This window comes from Rhodococcus sp. MS16, from assembly GCF_013277795.1.
Taxonomy (GTDB): domain Bacteria; phylum Actinomycetota; class Actinomycetes; order Mycobacteriales; family Mycobacteriaceae; genus Rhodococcus_F; species Rhodococcus_F globerula.
Genome location: NZ_VBTM01000003.1, coordinates 228,925 through 243,830, shown reverse-complemented (window position 1 = coordinate 243,830; position 14,906 = coordinate 228,925). Strand labels below are relative to the sequence as shown.

The 14,906-nt window shown below is 59.5% G+C and carries 14 protein-coding genes; 12 read left to right on the top strand and 2 right to left on the bottom strand.

Annotation, left to right across the window (positions count from 1 at the left end):
- The first annotated feature begins 28 nt into the window (after positions 1–28).
- The gene (locus tag FEZ60_RS06160) at positions 29–454 is read left to right on the top strand and encodes a VOC family protein (RefSeq protein WP_033234067.1); all 426 of its coding nucleotides are present in this window, start codon (positions 29–31) and stop codon (positions 452–454) included.
- Here the strand turns inward: FEZ60_RS06160 and FEZ60_RS06155 are convergent.
- Together FEZ60_RS06155 and FEZ60_RS06150 are read right to left on the bottom strand one after the other, a co-directional pair.
- A complete protein-coding gene (locus FEZ60_RS06155) occupies positions 451–1,461 on the bottom strand; it encodes an AraC family transcriptional regulator (RefSeq protein WP_045068965.1) in 1,011 nt (336 codons plus the stop codon). The genes FEZ60_RS06160 and FEZ60_RS06155 overlap by 4 nt on opposite strands.
- Entirely contained in the window at positions 1,458–2,648 is a 1,191-nt protein-coding gene (locus tag FEZ60_RS06150; protein ID WP_045068967.1) for a pyridoxal phosphate-dependent aminotransferase, read from the bottom strand. The genes FEZ60_RS06155 and FEZ60_RS06150 overlap by 4 nt, the downstream gene beginning before the upstream one ends.
- A 304-nt stretch (positions 2,649–2,952) precedes the next feature.
- Here FEZ60_RS06150 and FEZ60_RS06145 point away from each other — a divergent pair, with 304 nt between their 5' ends.
- The 11 genes from FEZ60_RS06145 (at position 2,953) to FEZ60_RS06095 (ending at position 14,893) form a co-directional block, all read left to right on the top strand.
- Positions 2,953–3,828 carry an SDR family NAD(P)-dependent oxidoreductase gene (locus FEZ60_RS06145; RefSeq protein ID WP_172935752.1) on the top strand — a complete coding sequence of 292 codons (876 nt, stop codon included), beginning with the start codon at positions 2,953–2,955 and terminating at the stop codon, positions 3,826–3,828.
- A 59-nt stretch (positions 3,829–3,887) separates the two neighbouring features.
- The gene (locus FEZ60_RS06140; RefSeq protein WP_172935751.1) at positions 3,888–4,103 is read left to right on the top strand and encodes a ferredoxin; all 216 of its coding nucleotides are present in this window, start codon (positions 3,888–3,890) and stop codon (positions 4,101–4,103) included.
- Between the two features lie 78 nt (positions 4,104–4,181).
- Positions 4,182–5,414, top strand: a complete 1,233-nt coding sequence (locus tag FEZ60_RS06135) for a cytochrome P450 (protein WP_172935750.1) — start codon at positions 4,182–4,184, stop codon at positions 5,412–5,414.
- 1 nt (position 5,415) lies between these two features.
- A complete protein-coding gene (locus FEZ60_RS06130) occupies positions 5,416–6,933 on the top strand; it encodes an AMP-binding protein (protein ID WP_172935749.1) in 1,518 nt (505 codons plus the stop codon).
- Between the two features lie 165 nt (positions 6,934–7,098).
- Positions 7,099–7,737: a TetR/AcrR family transcriptional regulator gene (locus FEZ60_RS06125; RefSeq protein WP_172935748.1), complete on the top strand. Its 639-nt coding sequence runs from the start codon at positions 7,099–7,101 to the stop codon at positions 7,735–7,737.
- Between the two features lie 251 nt (positions 7,738–7,988).
- Positions 7,989–9,665 (top strand): FAD-dependent oxidoreductase, encoded by a 1,677-nt coding sequence (locus FEZ60_RS06120; RefSeq protein WP_172935747.1) that lies wholly within the window; start codon positions 7,989–7,991, stop codon positions 9,663–9,665.
- A gap of 325 nt (positions 9,666–9,990) precedes the next feature.
- Positions 9,991–11,061: an ABC transporter ATP-binding protein gene (locus FEZ60_RS06115; RefSeq protein WP_172935746.1), complete on the top strand. Its 1,071-nt coding sequence runs from the start codon at positions 9,991–9,993 to the stop codon at positions 11,059–11,061.
- Positions 11,062–11,135: 74 nt separating this feature from the next.
- On the top strand, positions 11,136–11,945 hold the full coding sequence (locus tag FEZ60_RS06110; protein WP_242484460.1) for an ABC transporter permease: 810 nt from the start codon (positions 11,136–11,138) through the stop codon (positions 11,943–11,945).
- A complete protein-coding gene (locus tag FEZ60_RS06105; RefSeq protein WP_172935744.1) occupies positions 11,942–12,790 on the top strand; it encodes an ABC transporter permease in 849 nt (282 codons plus the stop codon). The genes FEZ60_RS06110 and FEZ60_RS06105 overlap by 4 nt, the downstream gene beginning before the upstream one ends.
- Positions 12,791–12,794: 4 nt before the next feature.
- On the top strand, positions 12,795–13,883 hold the full coding sequence (locus FEZ60_RS06100) for an Mce family protein (protein WP_172935743.1): 1,089 nt from the start codon (positions 12,795–12,797) through the stop codon (positions 13,881–13,883).
- Positions 13,880–14,893, top strand: coding sequence for an MlaD family protein (locus FEZ60_RS06095; protein ID WP_346343336.1), 1,014 nt, complete (start codon positions 13,880–13,882; stop codon positions 14,891–14,893). The genes FEZ60_RS06100 and FEZ60_RS06095 overlap by 4 nt, the downstream gene beginning before the upstream one ends.
- The last annotated feature ends 13 nt before the right edge of the window (positions 14,894–14,906 follow it).

Genomic DNA, 14,906 nt, shown 5'->3' with positions numbered 1-14,906 from the left:
TGTCGGTAGGTGGCGTTAACGTCGGAACATGGGATACGAATTTCAAGTCACCGTGGACTCCGCGCAACCACATGAACAGGCAAAATGGTGGGCGGCCGCACTCGGCTGGGCTGTCGAGCCGAGCGATGAGGATTTCATCAGAGGTCTCGTCGCAGCTGGGCACGCGCAAGAATCCGACACAACCACTTTTGAAGGCGTGCTCGTCTGGAGGGAAGGTGCAGCCATCAGCGACCCGGAACATCCGGAGCGTCCGCGAGTTCTGTTTCAGCTGGTACCCGAGAAGAAAACGGTGAAAAACCGACTTCACCTGGATATCAGAGTGGGAGACAACCGTGAGGACGTAGCCGCTCATCTCGAGGCGGTCGGCGCGACGATACTTCACCGAGGTCAGCAAGGCCCGAGCGTGTGGATCACGATGTCCGACCCGGAGGGCAACGAATTCTGTGTCAGTTAGCGGTACGAGCTGGGAGTATCTCCGGTCCAGCGTTTGAACGCGCGGCGGAACGCGCTGGGCTCGGAGAACCCGAGGCGAGCCGACAGGACGTCTACCGACTCGCCCCGGCCAAGGCCGGCGATCGCGACGTCGCGGAGCACCTCTTCGCGTAGCTGATTCAGTGACGTGCCCTCGCGGCGAAGCAACCGTCGCAAGTGCGGCACGCTGATCGAGAGCATTTCGGCAATCTCTTCCGCTGTCGAGGTGCGCCCCTTCACGCCTAACTCCACAACTCGGCGTACCTGGGCTGACGCGGTGCTGTCGTAATCGCGCTCGGACATCAGCTGGATAGGCGACGCGCGCAAGTACTCCTCGAGGGATTCCTCGGTCTGGATGATCGGCGCTCGCATCGCAGAATTGTCGAAATCCAAAGCGGCGCAGGGCGCATCGAACGTAACCGGGACGCCGAAGATGTAGTCGTAGTCTTGGGCCAACCGCGCATCCGGCGCCGAGTACGGGAACTCGACGGCCCGAAGCCGGACCCGCTTGCCGATCAACCACGCGGCAAATCGGTGTAGGAGGATCAGCATGAAGTCCGTTGTCACGCGTGCCGCGATATCGGGTTCGGAGATTCCTTCCCGCGGGTGACCCGAGAAACTGATGCGTGTGCTCTCCTCGCCCGCTTCAATCGTCAATGGGGCCAAACTCGGCAGTGCACGGATCACATCTGCCATCCGAGCGAAAGCGCTACCGAGGTCGGGGCAGTGAATCAACGTCAGGCAGATCAGCCGAAAGGTGCCGCGGGGGACAGGGGCGCGCCCGAGACCGAACAATTCGTCGTTCGTGATCTGCCAGGTGGTTTGGATGAAGGTAGTCACCTGTGTGGGGGTGAGCCGGGCACGTGGGTCCGCGAGCGTGGTGAGATCGATTCCCGCTGCCCGCAAGGCACCCGACAAGTCCACATTGTTGTCCGGCGAGAACATGAGATAACGCTGAATAAATGCAGTGGGGATGGTGCGAGCATTCATGGGTGAGCGGCTCCCCGGAGCAGATGGAGGCGTCTCGCTGCTTCGGCAAGTACGTGGTCCTGTTTGCAGAATGCAAACCGCACCAAGTGCTTCCAGCTGTCACGGTTGTCGGCGAATACGTCGACGGGGACGGCTGCGACTCCGATGCGTTCCGGCAACGCGCGGCAGAAATCTCCCGCGTCGGATTCGCCCAGTGGCCGGATGTCCGCAAGCAGAAAGTAGGTGCCACCGCCCGAATGCACGTGGAGTCCCGCGTCGGTCAACGCGTCGGCAAGCACATCTCGCTTGGACTGCAGACTCGATCGCAGATCCGCGACCCACGCTTGCTCATTGGTCAGGGCGTACGCAACAGCCGGCTGGAACGGCGCGCCGGCAACGAAGGACATGAACTGTTTGGCCGCGCGCACGCCGTCGATGAGCTCGCGCGGGCCGATCGCCCAGCCGGTCTTCCAGCCGGTGACATTGAAAGTTTTTGCGGCGCTGGACACTGTGACGGTGCGTTCACGCATTCCGGGCAGCGACGCCATCGGTGTATGCGTGAGGCCGTCGAACACCAAGTGCTCGTAGACTTCGTCGCTCAGCACGATCAGGTCGCGTTCGCACGCAATTTCTGCAAGTGCGCGCAATTCGTCATCGGTGAACACCGTCCCGGTGGGGTTGTGTGGACTGTTGACCACCAGCATCTTCGTCTTGGGGGTAATCGCTGCCTTGACTGCATCGATGTCGACAACAAATTTGTCACCCGACGCGACCAACGGGACGGTACGACGGATCGCGCCGGCCAGAGCGACGGAAGCCGCGTACGAGTCGTAGTACGGCTCGATAAGTACTACTTCCTCACCGGGTTCGACCAAACCCAGAATTGCAGCGCTGATCGCTTCGGTGGCTCCGACGGTCACCAGTACTTCGGAATCAGGATCGAATTCCAAGCCGTACCGTGCTATCCGGTCGGCGGCAACGGCCTGGCGTAGAACTGGCATACCCGGGCCCGGCGGATACTGGTTGACTCCGTCGGCGATGGCTTGGCGCGCGACGTCGAGCATCGCGGCGGGTCCGTCGGTGTCGGGAAATCCTTGGCCGAGATTGACGGCGTTGTGAAGAGTTGCCAGGGCCGTCATCTCGGCGAAGATCGTGGACGCAAAAGGCTGCAGGCGCGAAACGGTGCGATTGCGGGGCGTCGAAGGCATCCTTCCAGCTTAGTCGGCAGTAGTTGCATCTTCGCATCACTGCCTGGGCCCTGAATCGGCGCAGATCAACTGCCCCGGAAAACAAGTTCATGTATCAACTGACAAATATCGATTGACGTCAGTTGTCAGTATGAGTAATGTGAGTCACACACTGCTTCGAGAACGCGACACGACGCAGTCCGATTGGTTTGTCGACAGTTCTGATCTGGTCCTCGGACCCGATCTTCGAGATCGGCGCGCACACGCTGCGCGCGCCGAGTCCTCACTTCCTCACCACGGCACATCTTCAGTCGAAGGAGTTTGCATGAAACTCGAAAACAAGATTGTTCTGATCACCGGCGGCGGTTCAGGTCTCGGTCGTCAGTGCTCACAACTTTTTGCCTCGGAAGGCGCCAAGATTGCAGTAGTCGACATCGACAAGGATCGGGCCGAAGGGACCGTGAAACTGGTTGAGCAGCAGGGGGGAACTGCGATAGCGCTGACAGCGGACGTCAGTGTCGAAGCTCAGGTGGTGGATGCAGTTGCAGCCACGGTTGACGCTTTCGGCAAACTCGACGTCGTCTTCGCCAATGCCGGCGTAGTCTCGCGCGGCGGAGTTCCGTCCGTCGCGGGCGGCGAGGTTGTCGACTTCCAGGACCTGACGGATGCCGATTGGCAGGCGGTGTTGGGGGTGAATCTCAGTGGGGTCTTCTACACCGCAAAGGCAGCGGTACCTGCACTAAGGGCGAATGGCGGCGGCGTGATTCTTGCAACCTCTTCGGCCGCATCGTTTCTCGCGTACCACAGCATCGCCATGTACTCGGCTACCAAAGCCGGGGTCAATGGTTTGGTACGCGGATTGAGCCTTGACCTCGGCAAATATGGGATTCGGGTCAATGCGATCGCCCCGACTCACGGAATGTCACCCAACTTCCTATTGCCGGCCGGATCGCCGGTCGTCGGACAGTCGTACGAGGAGACTGCCGGTCCCTGGGACCCGGGTATCTCGCCTATTCCGCTGAAACTCAATCGTCCTCCGTCGCTGTCGGACAACGCGCGCGCGGCGCTGTTCCTGGTTTCCGACGATTCGGCGTACATCTCCGGCGTGACACTTCCGACCACCGACGGCGGAACACTCTCGCGTGTCGGGATGTGGTTCCCGGAGGACGAAGGCACCCCGACCCTCGACGCGAGCGCCTAGCTCTCGCGATCCTGCACCCACAGTGAAATGTTGTACGACAAGATAGTTGGAGACGATTAATGATCGATACAGGCCAAGAGGCAACGCATTTGGTGGTCGACCGGTCTGCGTGCGCCGGCCACGGATTGTGTTACTCGGCATCGCCCGACCTCCTCGACAGCGATGAGCAGGGCAATCCGGTAATTCTGCGTGACCCGCTGACTCCTGACGACATCGGTGCGGCAGATGCCGCGGTCATCGTCTGCCCGGAACGCGCCCTGACAGTCCAGTCCTGAACGCACTCTCGCAGTCCAGTCCTGCCCGGATCAATGCCGGCACCGTGGAATTCCCCCATTTTTCGAGAAAGTGACTCGATGACAACAACAGAACAGGCGCCCACGAATCTGGTGGTCGATTTCGACATTTACGATCCGTCGCTCGCCCAGCCGGTCGACACCGTGCAGGAGCGGGTGGCGGAATTGGCCGGCAAAGGTCCGGTGGTCTACTCCACCGCACATGGCGGACATTGGATTGTCACGCACTACAAGGAAATTCACGAGGTTCTCCGAGATCCCGAGACGTTCTCGAGTTACCCCAACAACCTTGTCACCGGCCCGGGTGGAATGGGCAAGTTCATCCCCATCGAACTTGATCCGCCGGAGCACACCGGATACCGCCTCGCGCTGCAGCCGCTCTTCAGCCCGAACCGGATGAAAGCGCTCACCGAGCAGATTCGCGAACTCGTCAACGAACTGATCGACAAGTTCGCGGGAGCCGGAGAATCGGAGTTCATCGCGGACTTTGCGCACGAGCTTCCCACCAGAGTCTTTCTGGCGCTGATGGATTGGCCGGTCGAGGATGCCCCGTTGTTCACCGAAGCGACGGACACGGTTCTGACCGGAAAGCCGGGTGCCAGCGAGGAAGAATCCCAACAGGCACGGGCGATGGCCGGAATGCAGATGCTGGGATACTTCCAGAAGATGGTGGACGAGCGTCGTGCAAACCCCGGAAGCGACATCACCTCGACATTGATTCACACGGAAGTGGAACTCGAAGACGGAAAGCGGTTGCTTACCGACGAAGAGCTCAACCGGATGTTCTTCCTGCTGTTGATCGCTGGACTGCACACCGTGCAGGGATCATTGGCGTGGAGCATCATTCACTTGGTGAACAATCCGGCGCAGCGCGACGCGCTGATCGACGACGACACACTGATTTCCACAGCGGTCGAGGAGATCCTTCGTATCGAAGCTGCCGTGGTCCCCGGCCGTTGCGCCACCAAGGATGTCGAATTGGGCGGCGTGACCATCCACAAGGGTGATCAGCTCATTCTGATGCTGTGCTCGGCCAACCGCGATTCTGCGGAATTCGAGGATCCCGACGAACTGGATCTCGAACGTCATCCCAACCGGCATCTCTCGTTCGGATCAGGTGCTCACCGCTGCCTCGGTTCGCACCTCGCGCGGATCGAACTCTCCATTGCGCTGGAGGAATTGCACCGTCGCATACCGGATTACGACCTCGTCGACTCCGACCCGCCGATTCTGCATTCAAGCCAGGTTCGCGGCTGCGCGCGTCTGCCGATTCGATTCACCCCGGAGACGTGAGATGTCCGCAACTATCGGTTCCGCGCTGGCGTGGTGGGCTCGTACATCCGGCGATCGCGCGGCAATCGTCATCGAAGACGAGTCGCTGACGTATCGAGAGCTTCAGGACTGGTCGAGTCGCGTAGCACGGGACCTGTCGAACTCCGGTGTGAATCCAGGCGATCGAGTGGGGCTTCTCGGACCCAACTCGATGGAGTGGCCGGCAATTGCATTGGGCGTCATCAAGTCCGGAGCTGTCCTGGTCCCTCTCAACCCACGGCTCAAGCCTGCCGAACTGCGCAAGGTGGTTGATGATTCGGGGGCCATCACTGTCATTACGCCGGCGGAGTTCGCAGACGGCGTCGAGGCGGCCAAGGCGCTGGGCGCGTCGTTCGGCATCAGGGACTTCGGCGAGTTCACCACGCTCCGGAACGGCGCTGTCGACGATTACCGGATCGACACGGAGCCCGAGGACCCGACAGCGCTGATCTTCACGAGTGGCTCGACAGGTCTGTCGAAAGGCGTGATCTGCACCAACCGCACGTTGCTCAACATCGTGTTCGAAGCTTCTCTCACCGAGGAAGGTCTTCGACCGGGTTCGACGTCGCTGCTGGTTCTGCCCCTCGTGTTCACGCCTGGCCTTGTCTGGGGCCTGCTGATGACCACTGTGCTCGGTGGAACGATTGTCATCGAGAAAGAATTTGTTCCAGGCCGTGCGGCAAAGTTGTTGGGTGAGCACCAGGTTCAGGCAATCTTCGGCGTTCCACTGATCTTCGACGCGATCTCTCGGTCACCGGAATTTGCCGAGGCGGATTTATCCTCACTGCGGACCGCCATCGTCGGAGGAGCCGCCGTCGCGCCCGCTTTGTTAGCGCGTTGGGCGGACAAGGGTGTTGCACTACGGCAGATCTACGGGATGACGGAAGCCGGCGGAGTCGCAACTGCAACACCGGTGGCAGAAGCATTCGATCATCCGGATTCGTGCGGGAACGGCTCGATCTTCACCGAGGTCAAGGTGGTGCGTGCGGACGGTACCGAGGCGGATCCCGGCGAGCAGGGTGAAATCCTCCTGCGTGGTCCCGGAGTTACGCCGGGATACTGGAACGACGAGGAATCAACCGCTGCCGCTTTGCGTGATGGGTGGTTGCACAGTGGCGATCTCGGAACACGGGACAAAGAAGGCCGAGTTGCTTTTGTCGATCGGCTGAAGGATCTCATCATCACGGGCGGTATCAATGTTTCGCCGGTCGAGATCGAACGTGTCATCGGTGAGATCGACGGGGTGGACGAGGTTGCAGTTATTGCCGCAGCGGATCAGCGCTTCGGCGAGACCCCTGCGGCCGTCGTGACCGTGAGCGGCGACGTCGACGAGGCAGCGATCATCGAGCACTGTGATCGGTTGGTTGCCGACTACAAGGTGCCCCGATACGTCGTCATTCGAGACGAACCGTTGCCACGGTTGCCTAGTGGGAAGCTGTCGAAGACGGCGATTCGATCGGAGTACGCCGACGTTGCCGAGCGGTTCGTGAAACGACGGTGACGCTCTGGCGTCATGATTGGCTGTGCCGGCCCTGCTACGCCTGCTCAGGCGCCAGCAGGGCCGGTTGCGTTCAGAGCGAAGGGGACGGGTACGGACAAATGTCGATTCTTGTATCCTGACAAGCAAACTACTCGGCGCTGTGCCGAGTATCCAGAAGGGGTTGGTATGGCGCGGCGGAGAAGTGGTGGTGTCCTCAGTGAGGATGCAGACGAGGCGCGCGCCCAGATCCTGAAGGCCGCGGAAGCGACATTTCAGCGGTACAGCATCGCTAAGACCACGATGGACGACATCGCCAAGGAAGCGGGCGTCTCGAGGCCCACGATCTACCGGTACTTCCGCGACCGGGACACCTTGATCGCAGCGATGGTGGAGACGCGGTCGCGACGCTTGTTCGACAAGGCTCGTGCGTACCTTCGCGAGCGCGCGACGTTTGCCGAGCAGATTGTCGACGGATTGATTTTCTTGGTCGACAGAGGCCGCAAGGACGACTTGATCCGGCTGATTGTCAGCCCGGAACACATGAACATGGCTACAGCCCTGCTGGGGAGTTCAGGTCTGGCGACCAGACTGACCTTGGAAATGTGGGAGCCGCTGATCGACGAGGCGCGAGAACGCGGAGAGATTCGCGACGGTCTCACCGATGAGCAGATTTGCGAGTGGATTACATTGGTCGAGCTTATTCTTGTGGGGCGCATGGACTTCGGGTCCAGCGACGACCCTGAGCACCGACGCATGCTGACTACCTTTCTCCTTCCGGGCATCGTGACGGATACATCGGCCGCGGACGCCCGACTCGTTACATAATCCAGGTTGACGGCTTACCGGCCCCGTATGCGGATCTCACGCATGCGGGGCTGTTTTGTATGTCTGCGATCGAGGACTCGGTTCTGCAAGCTGGAATGTATTGATGAGCAACGGAACTGGACGATCAGCCATTTCGGCTAGTTTCCCGAAATAGTTGACCTGCCACGTGATACAGATTACATTCTCTGTATTACGTCATTTGTCGAGATGTTGGTCGTCTCGCGCAAACAAAGCAGAAAGCTGGGTGTCCAGTGGCCCACGTCGTGACCCAATCCTGTTGCAATGATGCAAGTTGCGTGTCCGTTTGCCCGGTGGACTGCATCCATCCCACTCCGGCGGAGCGGGCCTACATTCGTACCGAGATGTTGTTCATCGATCCTGTTGCGTGCATCGACTGCGGTGCGTGCGTCGACGAGTGCCCCGTTGACGCGATAGTCCCTCCCGAGGACCTCACCCCGGAAACTGAGGTATTCGCAGCAATCAATGCCGCGTACTACGAGGACATCACGCCGGACGTCGTGGAAGAAGTAGCGAAGGCGCCCGTGGCGGCAGTGTCAGTAGGCGCCGCGCGAGACCCACTGCGCGTTGCGATAGTCGGGAGCGGTCCCTCCGCCTGCTATGTTGCCGAAGAGTTGTCGTCGAGCGCCGGAATCGACGTCGAAGTGACAATTCTCGAACGCCTTCCGACGCCAGGTGGTTTGGTTCGATACGGCGTGGCCCCCGATCATGCAAAGACCAAGCTGATTTCAACAGCGTTTTCAAGGACACTTTCGCGGAAGAACTGTGCTGTTCTTCTCAATGTCGATGTTGGTCAGCATCTCTCGCATGACGAGGTACTCGCTCATCATCACGCCGTGGTCTATGCCTCCGGTGCGCCGGCTGATCATTCACTCGGTATTCCGGGGGAGGACCTGCCGGGAAGTGTTTCCGCGCGCGAGTTCTCGGCTTGGTACAACGGTCATCCCGACCATGCAGAGCGCAAGTTCGACTTCTCGGGCGAGCGGGCCGTCGTGGTCGGTAACGGCAACGTCGCGCTCGACGTCGCACGCGTGCTCACCAGCGATGTAGCTCGACTGGTTGGCACTGACATCGCCGACCATGCGTTGGAATCGCTTGCTGCCAGTCGGATTCGTGAGGTGATCGTACTGGGGCGGCGCGGTGTGGGCGGCGCGGCGTTCAGTACTCCGGAACTGCTCGGGTTGTCGCAGATACCAGGAGTGGAGGTTACGGCTTCAGGCTTCGAGCAGGGCGAACCGGAGTCGCGTGCACTTCACCGGATCAAAGCGTCCATGGTCGACAACTACGCTCGTACAATTCCGTCCTCCGGTACCCGCCGCATTCACCTGCAGTTCCATCGGACTCCGGTGTCGTTCTTCGGCGACGGGCGGGTGAGCGGGATCCGTGTCGAGCGAAATACCGTTCACTCGCCGGGCGGAGAACCTGTTGTCGTCGGTACGGGAGAGTTCGAGAACATCGAGGCTGGATTACTCGTGCGGTCCATAGGCTTTCGGGGTGTTCGCATCGCAGGCTTGCCGTTCGACGAGCTGCGCGGAGTGTTGCCGAATCAGGGCGGCGCTGTGGTGGATCCATCAACGGGTAAACCTGTTGCCGGCGTGTATACGGCGGGTTGGCTCAAACGTGGGCCGTCGGGAGTCATCGGATCGAATCGGCCGTGTTCGATCGAGACGTCACAACACATTGTTCGCGATTATCTGGAGGGGAGGCTCGAGGCCCCACGTCATTCGACCGCAGACTTCATGGAACTGGTCGGCAGCCGCCAGCCTGAATTGGTAGATCTCAAGGGCTGGAAGAAGATCGATGCCCATGAACGAAAGCAGGGCAAGGTTCACGGGCGGCCGAGGTTGAAGATCGTCGACGTGGCAGAGATGGTCGACGTAGCACGGGGTATGGCGCGCGTCGCGCGATAATTTACCTACAATTTGTAGTTTTATTGGCCAAATTCATTGACTCGGTAGGGGCTAAGGTCCTAAGATTTGAACCAACTGGTGCCGGCAGTGAGTATCGCAGCTTCTTCTCGCTGCTACAGAACGCCGGATCTTGATGTGCCAGAGCGCATTGTGCGATCTTTCCAAGACGAGCAGGTAGCTCGTCCGATTGTCTGCCGCCCCACAAGACAGTAGTGCGCAGGCTATTCCCGATTCTCGATTGCCAAGCATCGACCAGCATCGGAGATTCGATCAACATCGAAATTCCGAGCTGAAGAGCGGTGCGACAAACAGAAAAGGATTCGGTATGGGTGTTGAAGTGGTAGTCGAAGGGCTGACCAAGTCTTTCGGGTCGCAGAGGATTTGGCAGGACGTGTCGTTGACGCTTCCCGCTGGTGAGGTGAGCGCATTGCTGGGGCCCTCGGGTACCGGCAAGTCGGTGTTCTTGAAGTCTTTGATCGGTTTGCTCCGCCCCGAGCAGGGTTCCATCGTGATCGACGGCACGGATATTTTGCAGTGTTCCTCGAAGGAGCTCTACGAGATTCGGAAGTTGTTCGGTGTGCTGTTCCAGGACGGTGCGTTGTTCGGTTCGATGAATTTGTACGACAACATCGCGTTTCCGCTCCGTGAGCATACGAAGAAGTCGGAATCCGATATCCGCAAGATCGTGATGGAGAAGCTCGATCTGACGGGTCTGGTCGGTGCGGAGGACAAGCTTCCGGGTGAGATTTCCGGTGGTATGCGTAAGCGTGCCGGTCTGGCTCGCGCGTTGGTGCTCGATCCGGAGATCATCTTGGTCGACGAGCCGGACTCGGGTCTCGATCCGGTGCGTACGACGTACATCAGTCAGACGTTGATCGATATCAATGCTCAGTCCGATGCGACGATTCTCATTGTCTCGCACAACATCAACCTTGCTCGTACGGTGCCGGACAACATCGGGATGCTGTTCCGCCGTCAGTTGGTGATGTTCGGTCCTCGTGAGGTGTTGCTCACCTCGGATGAGCCGGTGGTCAAGCAGTTCCTCAACGGCACGATGATCGGTCCGATCGGTATGTCGGAGGAGAAGGACGAGGCTCAGATGGCGCACGAGCAGGCGCTCGTGGATGCCGGTCACCATGCCGGTGGTGTCGACGACGTCGAGGGCATCGTGCCGCAGATGAAGGCGACGCCCGGTAATCCGGAGCGGCAGGCTGTTCGTCGTCGTCAGGAGCGGGTCCGTCAGATCATGCACACCCTCCCACCGCTCGCGCAGGAAGCCATTCGGGAAAGTCTTGCCTCGGAGTCGTTCGAATCCGACGTGGCGGCACCGTATTACGACGATTCTGTGACCGGCGAGATTCCCGTGGTAGAAGACGATTGGTTCGTATCGTCATGACAACAGGAACAGACATGCTGCCCCACGAGTCGGCGACGGTGTCGCACAAACCCGTGCGGAGACAGCCATACGTCATGATCGCTAGGCTGCGTACCTATCTGACAGAAACCCCGATGCGGAGCTTGGCTACCTTGGGACGTTCCGCTCAGTTGGCGGCAGAGATCCTCACATATACCGTCACCGACATCGCGGCGTTCCGGCTTCCTGTCCGTGAAGTTGCCGAGCAGATGTGGAAGTTGCTCAAAGTGACAGCTTTGCCGGCATTGCTGATGGCAGTGCCGATCGGTGCGGAGGTGTCGGTCCAGGTTGGCGGAATCATGAATCAGGTCGGCGCCAATTCGCTTGCCGGTGCCGCAAGCGGTTTGGGTGTTGTCGGTCAGGGTGCACCCATGGCAGCCGGTTTGCTGATGAGTGGTGCCGCAGCGTCCGCTATCGCGTCGGACCTGGGCGCGCGTGCCATTCGCGAAGAGATCGAAGCTATTCGAGTGATGGGAATCGACCCTGTCCAGCGCTTGGTGGTTCCGCGATTCATCGCGATGATCGCCATCGCCCCGATGTTGTGCGTTTCGATTATTGCCGCCGGTGTTGCTGCAGGACTTATTATTTCGGCAAATGTGAACAACGTGGTCCCCGGCAGTTTCTGGCAGTCGTTCGGTTCATTCGCAACGACAACGGATTTGGTGTTCTCAGTACTCAAGTCGGTACTGTTCGCGGCCATTGTGGTCTTGATCGCGAGCCTGCGTGGCCTCGAGGCAAAGGGTGGACCCAAGGGTGTGGCGAATGCCGTCAACGCCTCGGTTGTCCTGAGCGTGTTCTGTATCTTCATGACCAATTTGGGTGTCAGTCAGCTGCAGATGATGTTCTTCCCGGCGAGGTTGGCATGACGGGCGGCGGAGTGCTGTTGCGTCCTGCTCGCGCCGTGGGGCAAGCGGTATCACGCGGTGTCGAGGAAGTCGGCCAAGCCGCGGTGTTCACTGCCAAGACGATCTCGCTGTTGCCGAAAACCGTTCGGCACTATCGGAAACAGACGATGACCACGATGAACAACATGGCGTGGGGCAACGGTTCTCTGATCGTCGACGGTGGCGTCGTGAGCTTGATGTTCTTCCTCGGTGTCGCAGTTGGAGCGGTAGTTGCCATTCAGGCCTTCATGGCTTTCGATCTGTTGGGCTTCGGAGCACTTACCGGGATTATCGGTTCTTTCGGCAACGTCCGGGTAATCGCGCCGATCATCACCGGTATCGGGTTCGCAGCGCAGGCTGGGTGCCGCATGACAGCGGAGATCGGCGCCATGCGGATCTCCGAGGAGATCGATGCCACGGAATCGATGGGTTTACAGGCAATTCCGTTTGTGGTGGGTACCAGGTTGATCGGCAGCATGCTGATTGTCATTCCGGGATATCTGATGGCACTCGTGGTCAGCTTCATCACCGGTGGTTTCATCATCAAGACTTTTCACAGCCAACCGTCGGGCACCTACGATCACTACTTCAGTCAATTTCTCAGTGTTCCCGATCTGGCGGCCTCGGTACTCAAAGCCGTGATCTTCTGTGGTGTCGTGACGATGATCCATTGCTACTACGGCTATTTTGCCAGCGGCGGTCCGGCCGGCGTCGGTGCTGCGTCTGGGCAGGCGATCAGGGCGAGTTTGGTCGCAATTGTTGTTCTCAATTTTCTCATGACTGTGGCGATTTGGGGCCTCAGCCCCGAGTTGGCGTTCAAAGGATGATGCGGTGAGCAGATCGAGCAGTCAGGACTTCCTGCGTGGGGTGCCGAGGCGGCAAGCCAAGGTTCTGCAGTCAGCGGGACTGGGTGTGATCGCAACGGCATGTGCGATAGTCGTCTCCGCAGTCTGGATCCTTCCGAAGTTCGACGAACCCAGTGGGATGCCGATCAGCATCGACGTCCCGTTTGTGGGACCGGGTGTCACAACCGGCACCAAAGTCATCTTGCGTGGTGGCGAGGTCGGGGAGGTGGTCCGTCTCGAGCGGACGGATTCGGAATCCGTTCGCTTGGATTTGGAGCTCGATCACAACCAAATCGGCGGACTCACAGATACATTCGACGTCGACTTCCGGCCCCGCAACTACTTCGGCTCGACGGCCGTGAATCTGGTCAGCCGTTCCGGTGGTGTTGCATTGGCGTCCGGGGCGACACTCGAGCGGCTTCCCCTCGGCGACTTCACGATGTCCACCATGATCGAGAAGGGCTCGTTGACGATTGACGGCACCTTGACCGATTCCATGATCACCACGCTGAACAAGACGATCCGCTATACCGACGGATTGACTCCTTTGTTCGACGCCGGACTGATTGTGGCCGACCGGGTCGCTCAGACTCAGCAAGAGCTGCCGAGCGATCTCCTCGGGTACTTCAACGACGTTCTCGACGAGATGCCGGCGTTCAACCGATCGGCGATCGACGCACTGACCAGCATCTACTACAGCGTGTTCAACGTGAAGCCGGACGGATCGATCGGAGTCGACGACGCGCTCTTGGACGAGGCAGATCAAGGACTTGCATTGGCGGCAACCAAATTGTTCGGACAAGCCGGCGCGCTGTTGGCCTCGCACGGAGAAGAATTGACGCCGGTAACCCAGGTGGTTGCGACGATCGCGGACATGATCCCGCACCTTCGGGAGGACGGCGCGCGGCCCGAGCGACTACGAGCAGCGATCGAAAGCCTCGACAGTGCGTTTTCCGACACGGATACGGGTAAGCGCCTCGATCTGCGCATCGTCCTCGACGACATTCCGTCTTTGGCGGTACCTCTCGGAATCACACGCGCGTCCGCGCCCCTCGGTGAAGGAGCAGGCGAGTGAGAATCAGTTCGGAGTATGCCGTCACGCTGATCAAGCTTGCCGTCGCGGTACTGATTTCGGCACTGCTGTTCGTCATTGTGGTGAGCGCGATGAAGAACCCGGTGTCCGGTGAAACACGAAGCTATAGTGCTGAATTCACCGACGTATCGGGTTTGGGCATCAATGGGGACGTAAGGACACAAGGTGTTCGGATCGGAAAGGTCGAGGGTGTCGATCTTGTTCGTGAAGATGGGCGCAGCGTTGCGAAAGTCCGTTTCACCATGGAGACCGACTACGACCTGACCGAGAACACAATCCTGGCAGTCAAGTATCAGAACCTTACCGGCGTGCGCTATATCGATGCGGAATTCCCGGCACTTGCGGGCAATTCGGTGGAGTCGCTCTCAGCCGACCGGACACATCCGTCCTTCGACATCACGACGCTGTTCAACGGACTGCAACCGGTGCTGGCCACGATGAGCACAGACGACATCAATACCTTCACCGAGAACGCAATTGCGCTCTTGCAAGGTGACGGCGGCGGGTTGGCTCCTATGCTCGACGACGCCCAGAAGCTGGCTGATCTCGCGCACGACCGCGAACAGGTGTTGTCCACACTCACCGGTAATCTCGCTCGTATTTCCGACAGCATGGGCGGTCGTTCGCCTGAAGTCGTGGAGTTCCTGGAGTCGGTCAGTTTTCCGCTTGCAAAAGCGATGTCGGTGCTCGACGAGTTTCCGAAGACAGCGAAGTTCGGACCCGAGTTTCTCACTCCGATAAAGCGTCTCATCGACGGTTCGGGGCTCCACCCCGGAATGGACGTCGACAAGATGATGTCGGACGCGTTCTCGTCGATGCCCGATGCTGCGGAGGCTCTGCGACTTCTGCCCGTGGCCTTTGCCGGCCTTCAATTGCCCAACGCCGCACCACAGGGTCCCGATGCATTGCAGTGCAGCAACGGAATTGCTCAATTGCCCAGTGAGGTCAAGGTTTTGCTGAGAGGTATCGAGGTGGTCGTATGCAACCCTTGACCAGAATTCGAAA